The organism is Serratia sp. MF1(2023) (assembly GCF_030954545.1).
GTDB classification, from domain to species: domain Bacteria; phylum Pseudomonadota; class Gammaproteobacteria; order Enterobacterales; family Enterobacteriaceae; genus Serratia; species Serratia sarumanii.
The window spans coordinates 70,611-94,669 of sequence record NZ_JAVHUX010000034.1 but is presented as its reverse complement, the minus strand read 5'-3'; the positions used below and the strand labels follow the sequence as shown (position 1 = coordinate 94,669).

At 60.6% G+C, this 24,059-nt stretch carries 18 protein-coding genes; 13 read left to right on the top strand and 5 right to left on the bottom strand.

The features are described from left to right. Window positions 1–107, top strand: a 107-nt coding sequence (locus tag REA38_RS16570) for an IS3 family transposase (protein WP_308886054.1), incomplete at its 5' end; no start/stop codon positions are given. 54 nt (window positions 108–161) lie between these two features. Here the strand turns inward: REA38_RS16570 and REA38_RS16565 are convergent. The 4 genes from REA38_RS16565 to mutH all read right to left on the bottom strand — a co-directional run bounded on the left by REA38_RS16565 (window position 162) and on the right by mutH (window position 3,293). Further along, window positions 162–1,202, bottom strand: a complete 1,041-nt coding sequence (locus tag REA38_RS16565) for an NADP(H)-dependent aldo-keto reductase (RefSeq protein ID WP_033635767.1) — start codon at window positions 1,200–1,202, stop codon at window positions 162–164. Window positions 1,203–1,408: 206 nt separating this feature from the next. Further along, complete coding sequence (locus tag REA38_RS16560; protein ID WP_033635766.1) at window positions 1,409–1,627, bottom strand: YgdI/YgdR family lipoprotein; 219 nt, start codon at window positions 1,625–1,627, stop codon at window positions 1,409–1,411. Window positions 1,628–1,786: 159 nt separating this feature from the next. Beyond that, window positions 1,787–2,503 (bottom strand): TerC family protein, encoded by a 717-nt coding sequence (locus tag REA38_RS16555; RefSeq protein ID WP_033635765.1) that lies wholly within the window; start codon window positions 2,501–2,503, stop codon window positions 1,787–1,789. A 103-nt stretch (window positions 2,504–2,606) separates the two neighbouring features. After that, window positions 2,607–3,293 (bottom strand): DNA mismatch repair endonuclease MutH, encoded by a 687-nt coding sequence (mutH, locus tag REA38_RS16550; RefSeq protein WP_033635764.1) that lies wholly within the window; start codon window positions 3,291–3,293, stop codon window positions 2,607–2,609. Between the two features lie 696 nt (window positions 3,294–3,989). On the opposite strand from mutH, the gene rppH reads away from it, so the two are divergent. The 12 genes from rppH (at window position 3,990) to recD (ending at window position 22,631) form a co-directional block, all read left to right on the top strand. After that, the gene (gene rppH, locus REA38_RS16545; RefSeq protein WP_004931849.1) at window positions 3,990–4,517 is read left to right on the top strand and encodes an RNA pyrophosphohydrolase; all 528 of its coding nucleotides are present in this window, start codon (window positions 3,990–3,992) and stop codon (window positions 4,515–4,517) included. Between the two features lie 12 nt (window positions 4,518–4,529). Next, window positions 4,530–6,776 (top strand): phosphoenolpyruvate--protein phosphotransferase, encoded by a 2,247-nt coding sequence (gene ptsP, locus REA38_RS16540; protein WP_033649500.1) that lies wholly within the window; start codon window positions 4,530–4,532, stop codon window positions 6,774–6,776. A 222-nt stretch (window positions 6,777–6,998) separates the two neighbouring features. Continuing rightward, a complete protein-coding gene (gene lgt, locus REA38_RS16535; RefSeq protein WP_033649501.1) occupies window positions 6,999–7,871 on the top strand; it encodes a prolipoprotein diacylglyceryl transferase in 873 nt (290 codons plus the stop codon). 7 nt (window positions 7,872–7,878) lie between these two features. Then, window positions 7,879–8,673: a thymidylate synthase gene (gene thyA, locus REA38_RS16530; RefSeq protein WP_308886255.1), complete on the top strand. Its 795-nt coding sequence runs from the start codon at window positions 7,879–7,881 to the stop codon at window positions 8,671–8,673. Between the two features lie 174 nt (window positions 8,674–8,847). Further along, window positions 8,848–9,351, top strand: a complete 504-nt coding sequence (locus REA38_RS16525) for a prepilin peptidase-dependent protein (RefSeq protein ID WP_308886254.1) — start codon at window positions 8,848–8,850, stop codon at window positions 9,349–9,351. Further along, window positions 9,345–9,923, top strand: a complete 579-nt coding sequence (locus tag REA38_RS16520) for a prepilin peptidase-dependent protein (RefSeq protein ID WP_041036506.1) — start codon at window positions 9,345–9,347, stop codon at window positions 9,921–9,923. Before REA38_RS16525 ends, REA38_RS16520 begins: the two co-directional genes overlap by 7 nt. Then, window positions 9,920–10,366, top strand: a complete 447-nt coding sequence (locus REA38_RS16515; RefSeq protein WP_033649503.1) for a YgdB family protein — start codon at window positions 9,920–9,922, stop codon at window positions 10,364–10,366. Before REA38_RS16520 ends, REA38_RS16515 begins: the two co-directional genes overlap by 4 nt. Continuing rightward, window positions 10,356–10,712 carry a prepilin-type N-terminal cleavage/methylation domain-containing protein gene (locus REA38_RS16510; RefSeq protein ID WP_033649504.1) on the top strand — a complete coding sequence of 119 codons (357 nt, stop codon included), beginning with the start codon at window positions 10,356–10,358 and terminating at the stop codon, window positions 10,710–10,712. Before REA38_RS16515 ends, REA38_RS16510 begins: the two co-directional genes overlap by 11 nt. Window positions 10,713–10,744: 32 nt before the next feature. Further along, window positions 10,745–14,116 carry an exodeoxyribonuclease V subunit gamma gene (gene recC / locus REA38_RS16505; protein ID WP_308886253.1) on the top strand — a complete coding sequence of 1,124 codons (3,372 nt, stop codon included), beginning with the start codon at window positions 10,745–10,747 and terminating at the stop codon, window positions 14,114–14,116. A 231-nt stretch (window positions 14,117–14,347) separates the two neighbouring features. Beyond that, entirely contained in the window at window positions 14,348–17,236 is a 2,889-nt protein-coding gene (gene ptrA, locus REA38_RS16500) for a pitrilysin (protein WP_308886252.1), read from the top strand. Then, on the top strand, window positions 17,233–20,784 hold the full coding sequence (recB, locus tag REA38_RS16495; protein ID WP_308886251.1) for an exodeoxyribonuclease V subunit beta: 3,552 nt from the start codon (window positions 17,233–17,235) through the stop codon (window positions 20,782–20,784). Before ptrA ends, recB begins: the two co-directional genes overlap by 4 nt. Then, window positions 20,781–22,631 (top strand): exodeoxyribonuclease V subunit alpha, encoded by a 1,851-nt coding sequence (gene recD, locus REA38_RS16490; RefSeq protein ID WP_308886250.1) that lies wholly within the window; start codon window positions 20,781–20,783, stop codon window positions 22,629–22,631. Before recB ends, recD begins: the two co-directional genes overlap by 4 nt. 37 nt (window positions 22,632–22,668) lie before the next feature. Here recD and argA read toward each other — a convergent pair whose 3' ends face one another. After that, on the bottom strand, window positions 22,669–24,012 hold the full coding sequence (gene argA / locus REA38_RS16485) for an amino-acid N-acetyltransferase (protein WP_049232224.1): 1,344 nt from the start codon (window positions 24,010–24,012) through the stop codon (window positions 22,669–22,671). Window positions 24,013–24,059: the final 47 nt, after the last annotated feature.

The window sequence follows — 24,059 nt, the reverse complement described above, 5'->3', positions numbered from 1 at the left end:
AAGAAATAGAGAACTACATTGATTACTATAACCACAGCCGCCTCAGAGAGAAACTAAAAGGCCTGAGTCCGGTAGAGTATCGAACCCAGGCCATGAAGGCCGCCTGAATTTACATCGTCCAACTTCTGGGGGTCAGTTCACCAGGCTGCGCCCTTGCTGTATTAAGGCGCCGGAATGGTAAACCGGGTATGGATTTCTTCGAGCGCCTGCAGCACGTCTTCATCCAATACCACATCGAGGCTGTCGATGTTGATTTTCAACTGATCCACCGTGGTGGCGCCCAGCAGGGTGCTGGCGACGAACGGCTGTTGACGCACGAAGGCCAACGCCATCTGCGAAGGATCCAGCCCGTGTTTTTTGGCCAGCGCCACGTACTCGGCGATCGCCAGCTGGGTTTGCTGCCCTGAATAACGGTTGAAGCGGGTGAACAGCGTATTGCGCGCACCGGCCGGTTTTGCGCCATTGAGGTATTTACCGCTCAGGGTACCGAACGCCAGGCTGGAATAGGCCAGCAGTTCCACCCCTTCGTGCTGGCTGATCTCGGCCAGGCCAATCTCAAAGCTGCGGTTCAGCAGGCTGTACGGGTTTTGAATCGACACGATGCGCGGCAGCTCGTGTTTCTCCGCCAACTGCAGGTAGCGCATCACGCCCCAGGGCGTTTCATTGGAAACCCCGATATAGCGGATCTTGCCGGCGCGCACCTGCTCGGTCAGCGCCTCCAGCGTTTCCAGCAGCGTGACCGTGGCTTTGTCGTCGGTGTATTGATAGTTGAGTTTGCCAAAACAGTTGGTGGCGCGCTGCGGCCAGTGCAATTGGTAGAGATCGAGATAATCGGTATTCAGCCGCTTGAGGCTGGCGTCCAGCGCGGCGCGGATGTTTTTGCGATCGAGCGCCTGCTGCGGGCGAATGCTGCTGTCGGTGCCGCGCACCGGGCCCGAGACTTTGCTGGCCAGGACGATTTTTTCGCGATTGCCGCGCGCCTTGAGCCAGCTGCCGATATAGCTTTCGGTCAGGCCCTGGGTTTCCGGACGGGGCGGCACTGGGTACAGTTCGGCGGTGTCTATCAGGTTCACGCCTGCGGCCAATGCATAGTCCAGTTGCGCATGGGCGTCGGCTTCGCTGTTCTGTTCGCCAAAGGTCATGGTGCCCAGTCCCAGCACGCTCACTTCTAAAGAACTGTGGGGAATACGGTGGTATTGCATTAACGGCCTTCCTTTCTTGTTAGCGCTTACGGGCCGCGCGGCCCGGTGAAACAGGAGCCCAATGTCAGAAGACGGCGCAGAGTCCGTCGGGCGGCGATGTCGCCTTTCCTGACTATAACCAAGCGGTGAAGATGGGGGAAGCGGATTCCGTGCGGACGCGAATGGGGGCTACCGCGCTTGAACGGGCGATAGCCGGCGGGCGGTGATTAGCGTTCGATAACCTGAGAAACTTGATCGCCGTTGATCTGGCGCTGGTTGCCTTTCTCGTCTTTATAGCTGATGAGGCCGGTATCTTCATCGATCTCCGGTTTGCCTTGCGTCAGGATCATGTTGCCGTCTTTGGTCGCCATCACGTAGTCGCTGGAACACCCCGCCAGGCCAGCCACCATCACCAGCGCAGACACTGCCATTACCCACTTTTTCATCCTGCGGATCCTCGATTATGCAGAAAATAATGTTCTTTCAAGATTAGCAAACTCTCGGCGAAGCGCGTCTCAGATAAGTCTTTATCTGATAAGAAAAAGTGAAATGAGAGGTCAACGAAGTGATGAAAGCCGCCAATGGCGGCTTTCATATAGATAGCGTTATTCCGGCGCGCGATTTTTTTTGCTGCGCATCAGATTGAGCGCTTCTACCGACATCGAGAAGAACATGGCGAAGTAGATGTAGCCTTTTGGCACGTGCACCTGGAAGCTTTCCAGCATCAGCGTGAAGCCCACCAGGATCAGGAACGCCAGCGCCAGCATTTTCACCGACGGATGGCGGTTGACGAATTCGCCGATCGGTCGGGCAGCGAACATCATCACGCCGACGGCGATCACCACTGCCGCCATCATGATGAACAGATGGTCGGAAAGGCCCACGGCGGTAATCACCGAATCCAGGCTGAAGATAATATCCAACAGCATGATCTGCACGATCGCGCCGAAGAAGCTGTGCACCTTGGTGTGGTGCTCTTCTTCCGACCCTTCGATGGTTTCGTGGATCTCTTTGCTGGCTTTCCAGATCAGGAACAGCCCGCCCAGCAGCAGGATCAGATCGCGAGCGGATACGCTGTGCTCCATCACGGTAAACAGCGGATGGGTCAGGCGAATCACCCAGGCGATGGAAGCCAGCAGCGCCAGGCGCATAAGCATGGCGGCGGCCAGCCCGATCCGGCGAGCTTTGTTCTGTTGCGCTTTGGGCAGCTTGGCCACCACCAGCGACAGAAAAATGATGTTATCAATACCCAGTACGATCTCAAGAATGGTTAGCGTGCCTAACGCTAACCAGGCATTGGGATCCATAATCCATTCGAACATTGCTCGACACACCTTATTAATACTTAATAAATGCAAAGCGTGAATTATACGCGTTTATCATGGCGCTGATAGGGGCAGCTAAACCAGAGTTAAACGAAATCGCTTAGATTGAGAAATGTCTTGCCAGCAGCGCGCCGGTAAAACTCTTTTTCAGATAGAAGCCGCGCGGCAGCGTCATGATCGGTTGCCCTTGTTCGCCGATGGCTTCGGTGAGCGCCTTGCTGTTAGCCGCTTTGGGGCGCAGCTGCAGCACTTCGCCGTGGCGTGCGGTGATGCGCTCTACGTGGCCGAGCACGATCAGATCCATCAATTCTTCCCAATCGCGGCGCAGCATTTCGTCTTCTGCCGCGCTTGGGCTCCACAGCAGCGGCGAACCGACGCGGCGTTCGGCCAGCGGGATCTGGCGTTCGCCTTCTACCGGTATCCACAACACGCGCGCCAGCTTGTAGCGAACGTGGCTGTTGGCCCAGGTGACGCCGCTGTTGCCGGTGAGCGGAGCGACGCAGACAAAAGTGGTTTCCAGCGGTTTGCCGGCGGCGTCGACAGGAATGGTTTTCAGCTCGATGCCCAGCTCGGGAAAGTCCTGCTCCGGTTTGCTGCCGGCCATGGCGCCGAGATACAGCTCCAGCAGCATGCCTACCCAACCTTTATCGCGTTTCAGATCCTTGGGGATCGGCAACTGCGCGCGAGCGGCCAGTTCGCCAAAGCTGGCGCCGGCCAGCGCCTGAGCGCGCTCGAACAGCTGCCGTTCATTTTCCGGCGGGGGCGGCAAAGGGGATAAAAACGCCATAAATCAAGCCTGTCTAATTTGGTTGAAAAACGTACTGCAATTATGCACGGTGAGCGATAACCGCCATCGCTTGGGGAAAAGAATAATAGTAGCATGATTTTACATGACTTTTTTCCTTTCTTGGCGTGGTGGACAATGCACTGGCGGGGCTTGTTCACCTGAAGCCACCGACAATAAACAGGATCTTACACCTATTTATCCACAGATTTTTGGGATAACCCAAATTTTTGCCGATCACTGGTTCAATTTACAGCCTTGACTCGGGCGGTTTTTTACGAATTTGTCCGTTTTGTGCGTAACTTGCCCGGATAATCTGTGGATAAAAACGACGTTGGTGGATCTTTCGCCAGGGTAAGATCCTTACCGTGCACAGATCACATTTTTGCCCTGTATATAACGATGCGTTAATACATAATTGTATGTTTTTAAAATAAATATGTGTTTTTAGTGTTGAGGGGGGATTTTGGGGGTTAAGAGTTTTACCGGCTTATTCCTCGAGTTCTGCACACACCTATCCACAGAAAAAGTGAATAAAACCGGTCTGAAAGGCTAGGGTATGTTTATAACTTTGCCTATATCTGTGAGTTATCCCAATGTTATTCGGCCCGCAGCGCCGTAAAGCAGTGGTTTACCGCCTGTAGCTTGTGTGAAACAATCAGGACATCTATGCGAATTTAAGCTTATCGAGGTAGTCCGGTGATCGATGATGATGGCTACCGCCCGAATGTTGGTATCGTAATCTGTAATCGTCAGGGGCAGGTCTTATGGGCCCGCCGTTACGGTCAGCACTCCTGGCAGTTTCCCCAAGGTGGGATTAACCCTGGCGAAACTGCGGAGCAGGCGATGTACCGTGAGCTGTTCGAAGAAGTGGGGCTGAGTAAAAAGGATGTGCGCATCCTGGCTTCGACCCGCAACTGGTTGCGCTATAAATTGCCGAAACGTTTGGTGCGTTGGGACACAAAGCCGGTTTGTATCGGCCAAAAGCAAAAATGGTTTTTGTTGCAGCTACTGTGCAATGACGCTGATATCAATATGCAGCGCAGCAGCACGCCGGAGTTCGACGGTTGGCGCTGGGTGAGCTTCTGGTATCCGGTACGCCAGGTGGTGTCGTTCAAACGCGACGTCTACCGCCGGGTGATGAAAGAATTCGCCGTGACCGTGATGCCGATGCAAGAGCAGGCGGCGCCGCGGCAGGCTCCTGCTTATCGCCGAAAGAGAGGTTAAGTTAAGCCGACTATGCTCACGCGCTTGCGAGAAATTGTAGAGAAGGTGGCTGCGGCGGCCAGTCTGACGGATGCGCTGGATCTGCTGGTCAATGAAACCTGTCTGGCGATGGACACCGAAGTGTGTTCCATCTATCTGGCGGACAACGATCGCCGCTGCTACTACCTGATGGCCACGCGCGGGCTGAAAAAGCCGCGCGGGCGCACTATCGCATTGGCGTTTGACGAGGGCGTCGTCGGGTTGGTCGGCCGCAGAGCCGAGCCTATCAACCTGGCCGATGCCCAAAGCCACCCCAGTTTCAAATACGTCCCGCAGGTGAAAGAGGATCGTTTCCGATCCTTCCTCGGGGTGCCGATCATTCATCGGCGCCAGCTGCTGGGCGTGCTGGTGGTGCAGCAGCGCGAGCTGCGCCAGTTCGACGAAAGCGAAGAGTCTTTCATGGTCACCCTGGCCACGCAGATGGCCGGGATCCTGTCACAATCGCAGCTTAACGCCATTTTCGGCCAGTATCGCCAAACGCGCGTGCGCGCGCTGGCGGCCTCGCCCGGCGTGGCGGTGGCGGAAGGGTGGCAGGACAGCAGCCAGCCTTCGCTCGATCAGGTTTACCGCGCTTCGACGCTGGACACCGCCAGCGAGCGCGAGCGCCTGACGCTGGCGCTGGAAGAGGCCGGCGCGGAGTTTCGCCGCTTCAGCAAGCGTTTTGCCGCCAGCTCGCAAAAGGAGAGCGCGGCGATCTTCGATCTTTATTCTCACCTGCTAAACGACGCCCGCCTCAAGCGCGAACTGTTCGCCGAAATCGACAACGGTTCGGTGGCGGAGTGGGCGGTGAAACAGGTGATAGAAACCTTTGCCGAGCAGTTTGCCAAACTGCAGGACACCTACATGCGCGAGCGCGGCAGCGACCTGCGCGCGCTGGGCCAGCGCCTGCTGTTCCACCTCGACGACACCACTCAGGGTGCCACCCAGTGGCCGGCGCGTTTTGTGCTGGTGGCGGATGAGCTGACCGCGACATTGCTGGCCGAAGTGCCGCAGGATCGCCTGGTCGGCGTGGTGGTGCGCGACGGTGCCGCCAACTCGCATGCGGCGATTCTGGTGCGGGCGATGGGGGTGCCGACGGTGATGGGCGCCGACATCCAACCTTCTCTGCTCAGCCAACGGCTGCTGATCGTCGACGGTTATCGCGGTGAACTGCTGGTCGATCCTGAACCGGTGCTGGTGCAGGAATATCAACGGCTGATCAGCGAAGAGCTGGAGCTGAGCAAGCTGGCGGAAGACGACGTCGAGCAGCCGGCGCAGTTGAAAAGCGGCGAGCGCATTCAGGTGATGCTGAATGCCGGCCTCAGCCCGGAACATGAACAGCTGTTGGGCGGCCGGGTAGATGGCGTGGGGTTATACCGCACCGAAATCCCGTTCATGTTGCAAAGCGGCTTCCCCTCCGAAGAGGAACAGGTCGCGCAGTACCAGGGCATGCTGCAGCTTTACCCGAGCAAGCCGGTTACGCTGCGCACTCTGGATATCGGCGCCGACAAGCAGCTGCCTTATATGCCGATCAGCGAAGAGAACCCCTGCCTGGGCTGGCGCGGCATCCGCATCACCCTGGATCAGCCGGAGATCTTTTTGATTCAGGTGCGCGCCATGCTGCGCGCCAACGCCGGCACCGGCAATTTGGGCATTTTGTTGCCGATGATCACCAGCCTGGAAGAGGTTGATGAGGCCAAACGCCTGATTGACCGGGCCGGGCGCGAGGTGGAAGAGGTGCTTGGCTATGCGATCCCGAAACCGAAAATCGGCGTGATGCTGGAAGTGCCGTCGATGATTTTCCTGATCCCGCATCTGGCCGGGCGCGTTGATTTCATCTCGGTCGGCACCAATGATTTGACCCAGTACCTGTTGGCGGTAGATCGCAACAATACCCGGGTCGCCTCGCTGTATGACAGTTTGCATCCTGCGATGCTGCAGGTGCTGAAATTGATCGCCGAGCAGGGGAACGCGGCCGGGTTGCAGCTTAGCCTGTGCGGTGAACTGGCCGGCGATCCCATGGGCGCGCTGTTGCTGGTGGGCATGGGCTATCGCAATCTGAGCATGAACGGCCGCAGCGTGGCGCGCATCAAATACCTGCTGCGGCATATCGACCTTGCCGACGCCGAAATGTTGGCGCAGCGGGTGTTGAACACCCAGATGACCACCGAAGTGCGCCATTTGGTGGCGGCGTTTATGGAGCGACGCGGCATGGGCGGATTGATCCGCGGGGGCCGGTAGCCGCCGCGCGTTGTGATTTTTTTACAGAACTTTTCCCGGCCTGCCGGACCGGACCGCGCTAAGCCTATGTTATGATGCGCAACCTCAGTGCGGCGCAGGCTCGTCGCCTTGCACACCGCAGCGGCCAATGCTGCTGCTTGCAAGACGCGGGACAATCTCCGCCGCCGCTTGGCACCTGCCGCCCCCGCATGGGGAAAAATAACAGACATGTTGTGGTGATAGATGAGCAATAGCTATCTGGCGTTTCCTAAATTTGATCCGGTCATTTTCTCCATTGGCCCGGTTTCTCTGCATTGGTATGGCCTGATGTACCTGGTCGGCTTCGTTTTTGCCATGTGGCTGGCGGTGCGCCGCGCCAACAAGCCGGGCAGCGGCTGGACCAAAGACGAAGTTGAAAACCTGCTCTACGCCGGTTTCCTGGGCGTATTCGTCGGCGGCCGCGTAGGCTATGTGCTGTTCTATAACCTGCCGCTGTTCCTGGATAACCCGCTCTATCTGTTCAAGGTCTGGGATGGCGGCATGTCGTTCCACGGCGGCTTGATGGGGGTGATTCTGGTGATGTTCTGGTTCGCTCGCCGCACCAAACGCACCTTCTTCCAGGTTTCCGATTTTATCGCGCCATTGATCCCATTCGGCCTGGGCGCCGGCCGCCTCGGCAACTTCATCAACGGTGAACTGTGGGGCCGCGTGACCACCGATACCCCTTGGGCGATGCTGTTCCCAAGTTCGCGCAGCGAAGACGTGGCCCTCGCCGCCGCCGATCCTTCCTTGCTGCCGTTATTGAATCAGTACGGCGTACTGCCGCGCCACCCGTCACAGCTGTATGAACTGCTGCTGGAAGGCGTGGTGCTGTTTATCATTCTGAACCTGTTTATTCGCAAGCCGCGGCCGATGGGCGCCGTCTCGGGCCTGTTCCTGATCGGTTATGGCGCATTCCGCATCATCGTTGAAGCGTTCCGCCAGCCGGATGCCCAGCTCGGCCTGTTCGACGGCGTGATCAGCATGGGGCAGATCCTGTCCATCCCGATGGTGGTGGCCGGTATTATTATGATGATTTGGGCGTACCGTCGTCGCCCGCAGCAACAAATGTCGTGAGGGACAAATGAAACAGTATCTGGATTTGATGAACAAGGTGCTCGCCGAGGGCACCCCTAAAGCCGACCGTACCGGCACTGGCACGCTGTCGATTTTCGGCCATCAGATGCGTTTCAACTTGCAGGAAGGTTTCCCGTTGGTGACCACCAAGAAATGTCATCTTCGTTCGATCATTCATGAGCTGTTGTGGTTCCTGAACGGCGATACCAACATCGCCTACCTGCGTGACAACAAGGTCACCATTTGGGACGAGTGGGCTGATGAAAACGGCGATCTCGGCCCGGTGTACGGCAAACAGTGGCGCGCCTGGGGCGCGGCGGACTGCCGTCAGATCGATCAGCTGAGCAACGTGCTCCAACAGCTGAAGCAGGATCCGGATTCGCGCCGCATCATCGTTTCCGCCTGGAACGTCGGCGAGCTGGATCAGATGGCGTTGGCGCCGTGCCACGCGTTCTTCCAGTTCTACGTCGCGGACGGCAAGCTCTCTTGCCAGCTGTACCAGCGTTCCTGCGACGTGTTCCTCGGCCTGCCGTTCAACATCGCCAGCTACGCGCTGCTGGTGCATATGATGGCGCAGCAGTGCGATCTGGAAGTGGGCGATTTCGTCTGGACCGGCGGCGATACCCACCTGTACAGCAACCACATGGAACAGACTCAGCTGCAGCTAACGCGTGAACCGCGTCCGTTGCCGAAACTGGTGATCAAACGCAAGCCGGCTTCGCTGTTCGATTACCGTTTCGAAGACTTCGAGATCGAAGGTTACGATCCGCACCCGGCCATCAAGGCGCCGGTCGCGATCTAACCTTAACCGCATCACACCAGGGGGGCAGAGATTGCACCCCTTTTTTTATCCGCATTGCGCACCGCGCCGCATTTTTTTGTCGTCCTCTGCCGTCGTAAATAAAACATTGCGCAGCTTGCCGCAGCGATTACGCATGCGGCTTTACCGCATTGTGGCGATCCTTACACTGGCGGCATGAAAGACAATACTCTCTCGAACATCGATGATCGCCAGCGTGGCATGACGCTGATTGAGCTGTTGGCGGCGATATTGATCGCCGGCATGCTCACCGGCTGGGGCGTCGGGCAATGGCGTTATCATCAGCAAGCGCTGCGGCTGGAACACACGGCTCAGCAGCTGCTGGCGTTTTTGCTGCGATTGCAGGCGGACGCCAACTGGCGTAACCGCGCGACGCTGCTGTGGTTCAAGAACGGCACGCCCTGGTGTCTGGGCGGTGGCGTGCCGCCGACGGATTGCGCTTCCGCCGAAGGCGCCGTTTTCTCGCCGTTTTATCGTGACGTCGCTTTGAGCGGCTACACCGGCAAAGAGATTGGGTTTTACGGTTTGCGCAATACTGCGCAGGCGGGGCACATCCTTCTCAGCAACGACGCAGGCAGCCTGCGGCTGGTGCTGTCCGCCCGTGGGCGGCTGCGTTTGTGCAGCGAAGAGCAGCGGGTCAGAGGCATTGCGCTATGTTGACTTTAGAACGCGGTTTTACCTTGCCGGAGGTGATGTTGGCGTTGGTCTTCGGCAGCGTGATCGCGCTCGGCGCGGCGAAAACCTATCCGTTGTTGCGCCAGCAAAGCGTGGTCGTCAGCCAGCACTTTCGGCTGGAGTCAACGCTGCGGCAACTGGCGTTCGGCATTGAGAAAGATCTGCGCCGCGCCGGTTTTTGCGCCGGGCAGTGCGCCGGCCGTCCGTTGCTGATCGGTCAGGCATCGGGAGAAGCGGCGGGCAGTTGCGTTATCGTTGCCTACGACATCGCTCGCAGCGGGCAATGGCTCGCTTCGGGCGAGGATGCGGGCTATTTCGGTTACCGGCTGCGCAATGGCGGCTTGGAAGGGCAGCGCGGCGTGAGCCAATGCGATGGCGGTGGCTGGGAGCGGTTGCTCGATTATGACGAAGTGCGCATTGAGCGGTTTCATGTGGCGATCGAGCGGGGCGATCACGGCGCGACCTTGGCTCGCCTGACGCTGGCGGGGCGCTCCGCCAGCGATACGCGTATCAGGCGCAGCCTGAGTGCGAGCGTCGAAATGGCGGCGCTGCCATGAATTGGCGAACCCAGCGGGGCGGTAGCACTCTGGCGGCGGTGATGTTGCTGTTGGCGCTGGGGCTGATGTTGCTTAACGCTCAGCATCGGCAGTTGGATAACGCGCTGTTACTGGCCGCCGATCAGCAGCGTTACCTTCAGGCTTATAATCAGGCCGCTTCGGCGCTGAGTTGGGGCATGAGCCAGCGCTGGCCACGCGCCGAGCTGAGTGCGGCGGCCTGGTTATGCAGGCAGCGCGCGGAACTGACGGCCTGCGCCCGGCTGTCTGCCAGAGCGGGCGTTGTGACGATACGCGGCCTTGGTGAGATGCGCGGCGGTGAACCGCTTTGGCTGTATCAGTGGGGCACCTTTAACGGCGCAGAGACCGCTGGCAAGGTGCAAGCTCAGCCGGGCGGTCGGCTGGATTTTTGCCCAGAGAAAAGGCTGACCGACTGTGACGGCTAACGCTCGGGCAGGGCGGCTATCCCGCAACGGCTTCAGCCTGCCGGAAGTGTTGGTGGCGGCCTTGCTGTTCTCGGTGTCGCTGCTTGGCTTGTTACAGTATCATCAGGTGCTGTTGCAGTCGTTTCAGCGCCAGTGGCACTACCGGCAAGCCTGGGCGCTGGCGCATCAGCAGTTAGAAGCGTTCGCCGTCACCGGGCGGCTCGAGGCCGAATCGCCGCCGGAAGGTTGGCGACGCGAGACGGCGCTTGACGATGCGGAGAGTGATTGCCGCCGATTGACGGTTAGAGTCCAAACGCCGCAGCGGCAGTGGGCGACGCTGAGCCGCTGGTATTGCACCCGCTTTTAAGCCGGTATGTCTTTTGTTTTAAAGGAGCCTTGATGTTCACGGTTTATCATTCCAATCAGCTGGATTTGTTGAAAACGCTGACCAGCGCACTGATAGCCAGAGATCCGTTGGCCGATCCTTTTCAACAGGAAGTGGTGCTGGTGCAGAGCCCCGGTATGGCGCAATGGCTGCAGATGCAGTTGGCGGAACAGTTCGGCATCGCCGCCAATATTGCGTTTCCGCTGCCGGCGACCTTTATTTGGGACATGTTCACCCGGGTGTTGCCGGATATCCCGAAAGAGAGCGCCTTCAGCAAGGACGCCATGACCTGGAAGCTGATGTGGTTGCTGCCGGAGATGCTGACTCAGCCGGCGTTTGCGCCACTGCAGCACTATCTGACCGATGACGGTGACAAGCGCAAGATTCACCAGTTGGCCGGCCGGGTCGCCGACCTGTTCGACCAATATTTGGTTTATCGCCCGCAGTGGCTGGAGAGCTGGCAGCGCGGTGAGCGCATCGACGGCCTGGCGGAGGCTCAGCAATGGCAGGCGCCGCTCTGGGCGCGGCTGGTGGAGTACACGCGCGAGCTGGGGCAGCCGGAATGGCACCGCGCCAATCTGTACAGCCGATTTATCCACGCGCTGGAGCAGGCAAAAACCTGCCCGCCCGGTTTGCCGCCGCGGGTGTTTATCTGCGGTATCTCGGCGTTGCCGCCGGTCTATCTGGAGGCGCTGCAGGCGCTGGGGCGGCATATAGATATCCACCTGATGTTCACCAACCCCTGTCGCTACTATTGGGGCGATATTCAGGATTACGCTTTCTTGGCCCGCTTGCAGAGCCGCAAGCGCCGTCACTACCATCAGGCACGCGAGCACGGGCTGTTCCGCCAGCCGGATGACGCGGCGCGCCTGTTTGACGCCGAAGGCCAGCAGCAGCTCAGCAACCCGCTGCTGGCCTCTTGGGGCAAGCTGGGGCGCGATCACCTCTATCTGCTGTCGCAGATGGAAGGGGCGCAAGAGGTTGACGCCTTTGTCGATATCCCGGCCGATACCATGCTGCACGCCGTTCAGCGCGACATGCTGGAGCTGGAAGACCATGCGGTGATCGGTATTACCGCGGAAACGCTGGAAAGCAGCTTCAGCAAACGTCCGCTAGATGAGAACGACCGATCCCTCAGCCTGCATGCCTGCCACAGCCCGCAGCGGGAAGTGGAGGTGCTGCACGATCAACTGCTGACCATGCTGGCGCAGGATCCGTCGTTGACGCCGCGCGACATCATCGTGATGGTGGCGGATATCGACAGCTACACGCCTTATATTCAGGCAGTGTTCGGCAATGCCCCTGCCGAGCGCTACCTGCCGTTCGCCATTTCCGACCGTAAAGCGCGCCAGGCGCATCCTGCGCTGCAGGCGTTCATTTCACTGCTCGATCTGCCGCAAAGCCGTTTTACCTCGGAACAGGTGCTGGCGCTGCTTGAGGTGCCGGCCCTGGCCGCCCGTTTCGCCATTGGCGAAGAGGGGCTGCGCCTGCTGCGCCATTGGGTCGGTGAATCCGGCGTGCGCTGGGGCCTGGACGACGATAACGTGCGCGAACTGGATCTGCCCGCTACCGGCCAACATACCTGGCGCTTTGGCATCACGCGCATGTTGCTTGGCTACGCGATGGACAGCAATGCCGGCGATTGGCAGGGCATTTTGCCTTACGACGAATCGAGCGGATTGGTCGCCGAACTGGCGGGGCAGCTGGCAGACCTGCTGGCGCAGCTCAGCCACTGGCGGCAAATCTTGAGCGAAGCGCGCCCGCTCGAGGCGTGGCTGCCGCTCTGCCGGCAACTGCTGGATGCTTTCTTCGCTGCGGACAGCGACACCGAAGTCGTGCTGGCGCTGATCGAACAGCAGTGGCAGCAGGCCATCAATTTTGGCCTGGCGGCGCGCTATCCCGATGAGGTGCCGTTGACCATTCTGCGGGACGATCTGGCGGCGCGCCTCGATCAGGAGCGCATCAGCCAACGCTTCCTCGCCGGGCAAATCAACTTCTGTACGCTGATGCCGATGCGTTCCATTCCGTTCAAGGTGGTGTGCCTGTTGGGCATGAACGACGGCGTGTATCCGCGCACGCTGCCGCCGCTGGGTTTCGATCTGATGGCGCAGCAGGTCAAACGCGGCGACCGCAGCCGACGCGATGACGACCGTTATCTGTTCCTGGAAGCGATTTTGTCCGCTCAGCAGCGGCTGTATATCAGTTTCATCGGCCGTTCCATTCAGGACAACAGCCCGCGCTACCCTTCGGTACTGGTCACCGAGCTGCTGGAGTACCTGGAACAAAGCTATTGCCTGCCGGGAGATGAAGAGCTTAGCGCAGACGACAGCGCCCGGCGGGTTGGTGAGCACTTGCTGAAGTGGCACGCGCGCATGCCGTTCGCCGCCGAGAACTTCTTGCCGGGCTCGGAGGAGCAAAGCTATGCCGCCGAGTGGCTGCCTGCCGCCGATGGACGCGGTGCGGCGCATCCGGCGTTCAACCAGCCGCTGCCCGCCGAAGCGCTGCAGCAAATATCGCTGGAGGAACTGCTGCGGTTTTACCGCCATCCGATTCGCGCGTTTTTCCAACTGCGGCTGGGCGTCAGTTTTATCTTGGAAGAGACCGAGCTGCCGGACGAAGAGCCCTTCACGCTGGATAACCTCAGCCGCTACCAGTTCAACAGCCAGCTGCTGAATACGCTGATCGACGGTGACGATCCCGAACGGCTGTTCCAGCGGGTGCGCGCCGCCGGCGGCTTGCCCTATGGCGCCTTCGGCGAAATTTATTGGCAAAAGCAGCAGGAAGAGATGAGCGAACTGGCCGAGCAGGTGCGTGCGGAACGCGCAGAGAGCCATAGCCTGGAGTTGGATATCGATATCGCCGGCGTGCGCCTCAGCGGCTGGCTGCATCAGGTGCAGGATGACGGCCTGTTGCGCTGGCGGCCCGCGACGCTGTCGGCGGTGGATGGCATATTGCTGTGGCTGGAGCACCTGGTGTACTGCTGCGCCGGCGGCACCGGCGAGAGCCGCATGTATGGCCGCAAGAACTCCGCCTGGCGCTTTGCCGCGCTGGCGCCTGAAGAGGCACAGGCGCAGCTGGCGGAACTGCTGACGGGCTATCAGCGCGGTCTGAGTCAGCCGCTGCTGTTGCTGAACAAGAGCGGCTGGGCGTGGCTGAGTCAGTGCTATCTGCCGGAAACGCAGCAAATCGACTGGGAGGAAGAAGCGCAAATCAAGGCGCGCGCCAAATTGCTGCAGGCCTGGCAGGGCGATCAGCGCATTCCCGGAGAAGGGGAAGATCCCTACGTGCAGCGAGTGTTTCGCCAATTGGATAATGAATACTTAGCGCAAATACTGGCCGAAACAGAGCGTTATCTGCTGCCGGTGGCGCGGCATAACCTGGGGTAACAATCCCCCGGTGGTGCTGTGCGGCGGTAGGTGGTAAAAATAACGAAGGTTATATTCAACCATTGGGGTCATTCCCGGTCTTACATAACGTACAGGCATATACCCGCCGAGTTCGGGTCGCCATATTGGCGAAGAACCCGGTGAGTACAGATTTGGTTATGTGGTTTTGATGAACGTCGCCACCGTCAGGGAGTGGGCGCAGCGACGTCAGAATAGGGGTTTATTTTGGATATGCGCAGACAGTTGGCCCGTATCACCGGGCTGGTATTATTGGCTATGTGTTGGGCGCCGTTGAGTTGGGCCGCGCAAGGATGGCAACCGCTGGCGGAGAAGATCAACAAAAGCGAACACGATCCGCGTCAGTATGAGGCGATCAAATTGACTAACGGCATGACGGTGTTGCTGGTGTCCGATGCCCAGGCGCCGAAATCGCTGGCGGCGCTGGCATTGCCGGTCGGCTCGCTTGAAGATCCGAACAGCCAACTGGGTTTGGCGCACTATCTGGAACATATGGTGCTGATGGGCTCCAAGCGCTATCCAGAGCCGGAAAACCTGTCCGAGTTCCTGAAAAAGCATGGCGGCAGCCACAACGCCAGCACGGCTTCTTATCGCACCGCCTTCTATCTGGAAGTGGAAAATGACGCGCTGGAGCCGGCGGTCGATCGCATGGCCGACGCCATTGCCGAGCCGCTGCTGGATCCGGGCAATGCCGACCGTGAGCGCAACGCGGTTAACGCCGAGTTGACGATGGCGCGTTCGCGCGACGGTATGCGTATGGCGCAGGTGGGCGCGGAAACCCTTAACCCGGCGCACCCGAGCGCGCGCTTCTCCGGCGGCAATCTCGATACGCTGAAAGACAAGCCGGACAGCAAGCTGCACGATGAGCTGACCGGCTTCTATAAGCGCTACTATTCCGCCAATTTGATGATGGGCGTTTTGTACGGCAATCAGCCGCTGCCGCAGCTGGCTGATATTGCGGCGAAAACCTTTGGCCGCGTGCCGAATCACGACGCCAGCGTGCCGCCGATCACCGTGCCGGCGGTGACGCCGGAACAACAGGGCATCATCATTCACTATGTGCCGGCACAGCCGCGCAAACAGCTGAAGGTCGAGTTCCGCATCGATAACAACAGCGCCGCGTTTCGCAGCAAAACCGATACCTACATCAGCTACCTGATCGGCAACCGCAGCAAGAACACCCTGTCTGACTGGTTGCAGAAGCAGGGGCTGGCGGACGCCATCAATGCCGGCGCCGATCCGATGGTGGATCGCAACGGCGGCGTCTTCGCCATCAGCGTTTCACTGACCGACAAAGGCCTGGCCAAGCGCGACGAGGTCGTCGCCGCCATTTTCAACTACCTGAAAATGCTGCGCAGCGAAGGCATCAAGCAAAGTTACTTCGACGAAATCTCGCATGTTCTCAACCTGGATTTCCGTTATCCGTCGATCACGCGCGACATGGACTACATCGAATGGCTGGTGGACACCATGCTGCGCGTGCCGGTTGAACATGCGCTGGACGCGCCTTACCTGGCCGATCGCTATGATCCGAAGGCGATCGCCGAACGCCTGGACGCCATGACGCCGCAAAACGCCCGCATCTGGTTCGTCAGCCCGGATGAGCCGCACAACAAGACGGCCTATTTCGTCAACGCGCCTTACCAGGTCGACAAAATCACGCCGCAGCGCTTTACGCAGTGGCAGCAGTTGGGGAGTGGGATTTCCCTGTCGTTACCGACGCTCAATCCGTACATCCCGGATGACTTTACCCTGACCAAGCCGTCGCACGAGTTCAAAAAGCCGGAAATGGTGGTGGATAACCCCGGCCTGCGCGTGCTGTACATGCCGAGCCGTTACTTCGCCGATGAGCCGAAGGCCGACGTCACCGTCGCTTTCCGCAACGCCAAGACCATGGATTCCGCGCGCAACCAGGTGCTGTTCTCGCTGACGGATTATCTGGCCGGCCTCGCGCTGGATCAGCTGAGCTATCAGGCATCGGTTGGCGGGTTGAGCTTCTCGACCTCGCCGAACAACGGCCTGATGTTTAACGCCAACGGCTTTACCCAGCGCCTGCCGCAGTTGCTGACGGCGCTGATCGAAGGCTATTCCAGCTTCACGCCGACGGAAGATCAGCTGGCGCAGGCCAAGTCCTGGTATCTGGAGCAGTTGGACGCCGCCGAGAAGGGCAAGGCGTTTGAATTGGCCATTCAGCCGGTGCAGATGGTTTCCCGCGTGCCGTATTCCGAACGCAGCGAACGCCGCGAAGTGCTGAAGACGCTGACGCTGAAAGACGTGCTGGCCTATCGCGACAGCCTGCTGGCCGAGGCTACGCCGGAGTTGCTGGTGGTGGGCAATATGAGCAAGCAGCAGGTCGACACGCTGGCGTCGACGCTGAAACATCGCCTGGGCTGTACCGGCATCGAATGGTGGCACGGCGAAGACGTGGTGGTGGACAAAAATCATCTGGCCAATCTGCAACAGGTGGGCAGCAGCACCGATTCGGCGCTGGCGGCGGTCTATGTGCCGACCGGTTACGACGAAGTGGCCGGCATGGCCTACAGCTCATTGCTGGGGCAGATTATTCAGCCGTGGTTCTATAGCCAACTGCGCACTCAGGAGCAATTGGGATATGCGGTCTTCGCCTTCCCAATGTCGGTGGGGCGCCAATGGGGCGTGGGCTTCCTGTTGCAGAGCAACAGCAAACAGCCGGCCTACCTGTACCAGCGCTATCAGGATTTCTATCCGAAAACCGAGAAACGCTTGCGCGACATGAGCGAAGCGGACTTTGAACAGTACAAACAGGCGCTCATCAATGAGCTGAAGCAGCGGCCGCAAACCCTGAGCGAAGAGGCCAGCCGGTTCGCCAACGATTTCGATCGCGGCAATTTCGCCTTCGATACTCGTCAGAAGCTGATTGCGCAGGTGCAACAGCTGACGCCGGCCAAACTGGCGGATTATTTCCACCAGGCGGTGATCCAGCCACAGGGGCTGGCTGTGCTGTCGCAGGTGAGCGGCAGCGGGCAAGACAAGGCGGATTACGCGGCGCCTAAGGGCTGGGTCACCTATCCGAACGCGTCTGCATTGCAGCAGATCCTGCCGCGCAAAGTGGCGACGCCATGACGGAAACTGCCCCGCAGAGGCTGGAGCCGCTGACGCTGCCGCTGTTCGGCGAACGCCTGATTGAGGCGTCGGCGGGCACCGGCAAAACCTTTACCATCGGCGCGCTGTATCTGCGTTTGCTGTTGGGGTTGGGCGATGAAGCGGCGTTTCCTCGCCCGCTGACGGTTGAAGAAATCCTGGTGGTGACCTTTACCGAGGCCGCCACCGAGGAGCTTCGCGGGCGTATCCGCGACAATATCCACGGGCTGCGCATCGCTTGCGTGCGGGGCGTCAGCGCCAACCCGCTGTTTTTGGCGCTGATGGCTGAAATTGACGACTTGACCGACGCCGCCTCGCAGCTGCTGGCGGCGGAGCGGCAAATGGACGAAGCGGCGATCTACACCATTCACGGCTTTTGCCAACGAATGCTGACGCACAACGCCTTCGAATCCGGCATGCTGTTTGAACAAACGCTGGTGCAGGACGAGTTGCCGCTGCGGCGGCAGGCCTGTGCCGATTTCTGGCGTCGCCACTGCTATCCGTTGCCGCTGGGCGTGGCGCGTGCGGTCAGCCAGGAGTGGAGCGGCCCGGAAGCGTTGCTGGCCGACCTTTCCGGTTACCTGCACGGTGAGGCGCCGGCGCTGCGCCGGCCGCCGAAAGAGGAAGAAACCGTCCTGATGCGCCACGAGCAGATCGTCGCGCGCATCGATGCCATCAAGGCGCAATGGCGTGCGGCGGCGGGCGATCTGGAGGCGCTGATCGCCCAGTCCGGAGTCGATAAGCGCAGCTACAGCAGCAAGCACCTGCCGAACTGGCTGAACAAGGTCGGCGAATGGAGCGGGCAGGAGACTCAGGACTACCAGTTGCCGAAGGAACTGGATAAATTTCGCCAGTCGGTGCTGCTGGAGAAGACCAAGAAAGGCGAACCGCCGCGGCATGCGCTGTTCACGGCGATCGACGAACTGTTCGATGAGCCCTTGACGCTGCGCGACCTGATCATGGCGCGCGCGCTCAGCGAGATCCGCACTTCCATTCAACAAGAAAAGCGCCAGCGCGCCGAGCTGGGGTTTGACGACCTGCTTAGCCGTTTGGACGGCGCCTTGCAAAGCGGCGGCGGCGAACAGCTGGCGCAGGCGATCCGCCAGCGTTACCCGGTGGCGATGATCGATGAATTCCAGGACACCGATCCGCAGCAATACCGCATTTTCCAAAAACTTTACGTCGGCCGGCCCGATTGCGGCCTGCTGTTGATAGGCGATCCCAAGCAGGCGATTTACGCCTTCCGCGGTGCCGATATCTTTACCTACATGCGGGCGCGCTCAGAGGTGAGCGCCCACTATACGCTGGAGACCAACTGGCGCTCGTCGCCGTCGATGGTCGCCAGCGTTAATCACCTGTTTTCTCAGGTAGAAAAACCTTTCCTGTTCGGCCAAATCCCCTTTATCGAGGTCAGCGCGGCGGAAAAGAACCAAGGGCTGGCGTTTGACCTGCACGGCAAGCCGCAACCGGCGATGCAGTTCTGGCTGCTGCAGGGGGAAGGCGCCGGTGTAAGTGATTACCAACAGCTGATGGCGCGCCTGTGCGCCACGCAAATTCGCGACTGGCTCAGCGCCGGGCAGCAGGGCCAGGCGTGGCTGCAGGGCGGTAAGGAGCCAAGGCCGGTGCAAGCCTCCGATATCACGGTGCTGGTGCGCAGCCGCAATGAGGCGGCGTTGGTGCGCGATGCTCTGAGCGCGCTGTCCATTCCGTCGGTCTACCTGTCCAACCGCGACAGCGTGTTCGACACCCCAGAGGCCAAAGACCTGCTGTGGCTGTTGCAGGCGGTGTTGGCGCCGGAGCAGGAGCGCACGCTGCGCAGCGCCATGGCCACCGGGCTGATGGGGCTGGACGCGCCGACGCTGGACGGCCTGAGCCGCGATGAGCGTGCCTGGGACGAGCTGGTTAACGAATTCGATGATTACCGCACGCTCTGGCTGCGCCGCGGCGTGTTGCCGATGCTGAGCGAGGTGATGAAAGCGCGCCAGCTGGCGGAGAACCTGCTGGCCAGCGCCGGTGGCGAGCGTCGTTTGACCGACGTGCTGCATCTGGGGGAGTTGTTGCAAGAGGCGGCGGCGCAACTCGACAGCGAACATGCGCTGGTGCGCTGGCTGGCACAGCAGATCGCCCAGCCTAATCGCCAGTCCGATAATCAGCAACTGCGGCTGGAGAGCGACCGGCATCTGGTGCAGGTGATCACGATTCATAAATCCAAGGGGCTGGAGTTCGATCTGGTGTGGCTGCCGTTCGTCGGCAATTTCCGCCAGCAGCAGCAGGCGCTGTATCACGATCGCCACAGTTTCCAGGCGTTGCTGGATCTCGACGCCAATGAAGAGAGCCAGGCCTGGGCGGAGGAAGAGCGGTTGGCAGAAGACCTGCGCCTGTTGTACGTGGCGCTGACCCGCTCGGTGTACCACTGCAGCATCGGCATCGCGCCGCTGTTCCAGGGCACTCGCAAGAAACAGGGCGATACCGATCTGCACCGCAGCGCATTGGGTTATCTGGTGCAGGGCGGGCAGGCCGGCGACGCCGCGTATCTGCAGGAGCGACTGCAGCAATTGGCGGGCGGCGGCATCGCGCTGTCGCTGGTGGAACCGCCGGACGAGGCGCCCTGGCAGCCCCAGGCATCGCTGGCCGCTGCGTTGGCGGCGAAAAGCTTTACCCGGCGGATCCAGGATTTTTGGCGGGTGACCAGCTATACCGGTTTGCAACAGCACGGTTCGAGCCTGATGCAGGATCTGCTGCCGCGTCTGGATGTCGACGCCGCGGGCGAGCGGGGTGAGGAGAGTGAGCCAGCGCTCACACCGCATACCTTCCCGCGCGGCGCAACGCCCGGCACCTTCCTGCACAGCCTGTTTGAAACGCTGGACTTCACCCAGCCGCTGGACGAACAGTGGCTGCTGGAACAGCTGCAACAGCAAGGCTTCGCTGAGCACTGGCAGCCGATTCTGCTGGCGTGGATGCAGGTGTTGCTCAATACGCCGCTCGACGACAGCGGCGTGACGTTGTCGGCGCTGACGCCGCAGCACAAGCAGGCCGAGCTGCAGTTCTATTTGCCGATTAACCGGTTGTTGCAGGCGAAGGCGCTCGATGCCCTGGTGAAGCGTTACGATCCGCTTTCCGCCCGCTGCCCGGCGCTAGATTTTCATCAGGTGCAGGGCATGCTGAAAGGCTTTATCGACCTGGTGTTCTGCTGGCAGGGCAAATACTACCTGCTGGACTACAAGTCCAACTGGCTGGGGGAAGACAGTAGCGCCTATACCCGGCCGGCGATGGAGCAGGCGATGGCGGAGCATCGTTACGATCTGCAATACCAGCTGTATACGCTGGCGCTGCATCGTTATCTGCGTCATCGGTTGCCGGATTACGATTACCGGCGCCATTTTGGCGGGGTGATTTATCTGTTCCTGCGCGGCGTGGATGCGGCGCACCCGGGCAACGGCATTTTCACCTGTCTCCCCGAGCTTAAGCTGGTGGAGGGGATGGATCGCTTGTTCAGCGGCGAAGCTGCGGCGACGGAGGAAGGATCATGATCGCACTGCTGGAGCAGGCGGTGGCGCTTGGCGTGCTGCGCCCGCTGGACGTGCAGTTCGCCCGCGTGGTGGCGAACGAAGACGAGCCCGATATTTTGCTGGCCGCCGCCTGCCTGAGCGCAGAGGCGGGGGCCGGTCACGTCTGCCTGATGCTGGAGCAGCTGCAGGCGGACACGCTGTTTGAAGGGCGCCAGCCGGCGTTGGCGCTGGCGGTGTGGGAGGCGGCCGGGCGGCCGGATAGCGCGCGTTGGCAGCAGCGTTTGGCGGCCAGCGCGGCGGTCGGGGACGGCAGCGGCGCTACGCCGCTGGTGCTGCGCGGGCCGCGCCTGTATCTGCAGCGCATGTGGCAAAACGAAGGCGAAGTGGCGGCGTTTATCGGCGGCGAAGGCGAGTCGCTGGCGGTGCCGGAGGCTGAGCTGCGCACCATTCTCGACAGCTTGTTCGGCGCCGCGAGCGACGAGCCCGACTGGCAGAAAATCGCCGCCGCGGTGGCCGCCACGCGGCGCATTGCGGTCATTTCCGGCGGGCCGGGCACCGGTAAAACCACCACCGTCGCCAAACTGTTGGCGGCGCTGGTGCAGCTGGATGAAAGCGCGCGCTTGCGCATCCAGCTGGCGGCGCCGACCGGCAAGGCGGCGGCGCGCCTGACGGAGTCGCTTGGCAGCGCCAGCCGCCAGCTGGCGTTGACCCCGGCGCAGCAGGCGCTGTTCCCGACGGAGGCGGCGACGTTGCACCGTCTGTTGGGAGCGCAACCGAACAGTCAGCGCATGCGTTATCACCGTGGCAACCGGCTGCATTTGGATGTGCTGGTGGTGGATGAGGCCTCGATGGTCGATCTGCCGATGATGGCGCGCCTGATTGCCGCGCTGCCCGATCGGGCGCGGGTGATTTTCCTCGGCGACCGCGATCAGCTGGCTTCGGTGGAGGCCGGCGCGGTGCTGGGCGATATTTGCCGTTTTGCCGAGCAGGGATACAGCGATGCGCGCGCCGCTGAGCTGAGCCGCCTGACCGGTTGTTCGCTCACGGGGCAGCAGGCCGACGCGGAAGCGGCGGTGCGCGACAGCCTGTGCCTGCTGCGCAAGAGCTATCGCTTCGACGCCCGTTCCGGCATCGGTCAGCTGGCGTTGGCGGTTAACGCCGGAGCGGGGGATCGCGCGCTGGCGGCATTAAACGGCAGTTTCGGTGATGTTGCGGGCTATGCGCTGGCGACGAGCGAAGAGTATCAGGCGCTGTTGGATGCCTGCGTGGCGGGCTACCGCGACTATTTGCGGCTGACCGCAGAAGGGGCGGACGCGGCGACGGTGCTGGCGGCCTTTGGCCGTTTCCAGGTTCTATGCGCGCTGCGTGAAGGGCCGTTCGGCGTCGCCGGCCTGAACGAGCGCATTGAGCTCGGGCTGCAGCGTGCCGGTTTAATTGACCGCAAGCCGGGCGTGCTCGGCCGCTGGTACCGGGGGCGGCCGGTGATGATCGGCCGCAATGACAGCGCGCTGGGGCTGTTCAATGGGGATATCGGCATTACGTTGCCGGATGAGCACGGCGATCTGCGCGTGCATTTCCAACTGCCCGACGGCAGCATCAAGTCGGTACAGCCAAGCCGTTTGCCGGCGCATGAAACCGCTTATGCGATGACGGTGCACAAATCTCAGGGATCGGAGTTTGACCATACGGTGCTGGTGTTGCCGAATCACTTCCTGCCGGTGTTGACGCGTGAGCTGGTCTATACCGCGATCACTCGCGCGCGTAAGCTGCTTTCGCTGTACGCTACGGAGGCGGTGCTGCTGCGGGCCATTCGCACGCCGACCCAGCGCCGCAGCGGATTGGCTGAACGGCTGCAGGCGACGGAATAAGCGCTGAGGGGCGCGGCAACGGCCGCGCCCGCAGGGATTACAGATCCGCCAGCAGAATTTTGGAGCGGCGCTGGTAGTTGTACAACGCCTGTTTCTGCATCGGCAGCACGTCGACCTCCGCCGGGGTAAAGCCACGCTCCTGGAACCAGTGGATGCTGCGGGTGGTCAGCACGAACAGCTTCTTCAGCCCCATCTGCCGCGCCTGGTTTTCCACCCGCTGCAGCAGCATCTCGCCGCGCGAAGAGCTGCGGTAATCGGGATGTACCGCGACACAGGCCATCTCACCGATTTTTTCCTCCAAGAACGGGTACAGCGCCGCGCAGGCGATGGTCAGGTTGTCGCGTTCGATAATGGTGAACTTGTCGATCTCCATCTCCAGCTGTTCACGCGAACGGCGCACCAGAATACCCTGCTGCTCGAGTGGCCGAATCAGTTCCAGGATGCCGCCGATGTCGTTGATCGTCGCCCGGCGCACCTGTTCGGCGCTCTCCATCACGATTTGGGTGCCGATGCCGTCGCGCGAGAACAGCTCCTGCACCAGCGCGCCATCCTCTTGATAGCTGATCAGGTGGCTGCGGCGCACGCCGCTGCGGCAGCCTTTCACCGCGCCACGCAGGAAGCGCACGGTGCCGGAATGGTAATCGCCGCCTTCCTCGAGCTCTTCAAGGCGCTTTTGCGCGTCGTTGGGGAACAGCTCGGAAAGGATGTTACCCTCCGCGTCGGTCACGCCCTGCGAGGAGCAGAAGCCGATCATTTTTTCCGCTTTCAGCTTGATTGCCAGCTGGGTGGCCACTTCTTCCGAGGTCAGGTTGAAGCTCTCGCCGGTAACGGAAACCGCGACCGGGCCGATCAGCACGATGGCGTTGCTGTCGAGCTGGCGGTGGATCGCGTCTTCATCGATGCGGCGAATGCGGCCGCTGTGACAGTAGTCGATACCGTCATCGATGCCCAGCGGTTGCGCGATGATGAAGTTGCCGCTGACCACGTTGATATGCGCGCCCTGCAGCGGCGTATTGTTGAGGCTCATCGACAGCCGGGCGGTGATGTCGAGCTGCAACAAACCGGCAGCTTGCTTGACCAGTTCGAGCGTATGGGCGTCGGTCACGCGGGTGTGCTTGTGGTAGATCGGCTCAAAGTTATGCTGCGCCAGGTTGGCGTCGATCTGCGGCCGCGCGCCGTAAACCACCACCAGGCGAATGCCCAGACTATGCAGCAGCCCGATATCATTGACGATGTTGGAGAAATTCTCGTGTTCGATGGCTTCCCCGCCGAGCATGATGACAAACGTTTTGCCGCGGTGGGCGTTGATATAGGGGACTGAGTGACGGAATCCTTGCACCAGCTCTGTACTACGTTCCTTCACGACAAACCTCTTTTGCATATTTATACGGTATTTTTGTATTTTTATTCTTTTATGGCGCCGATGGC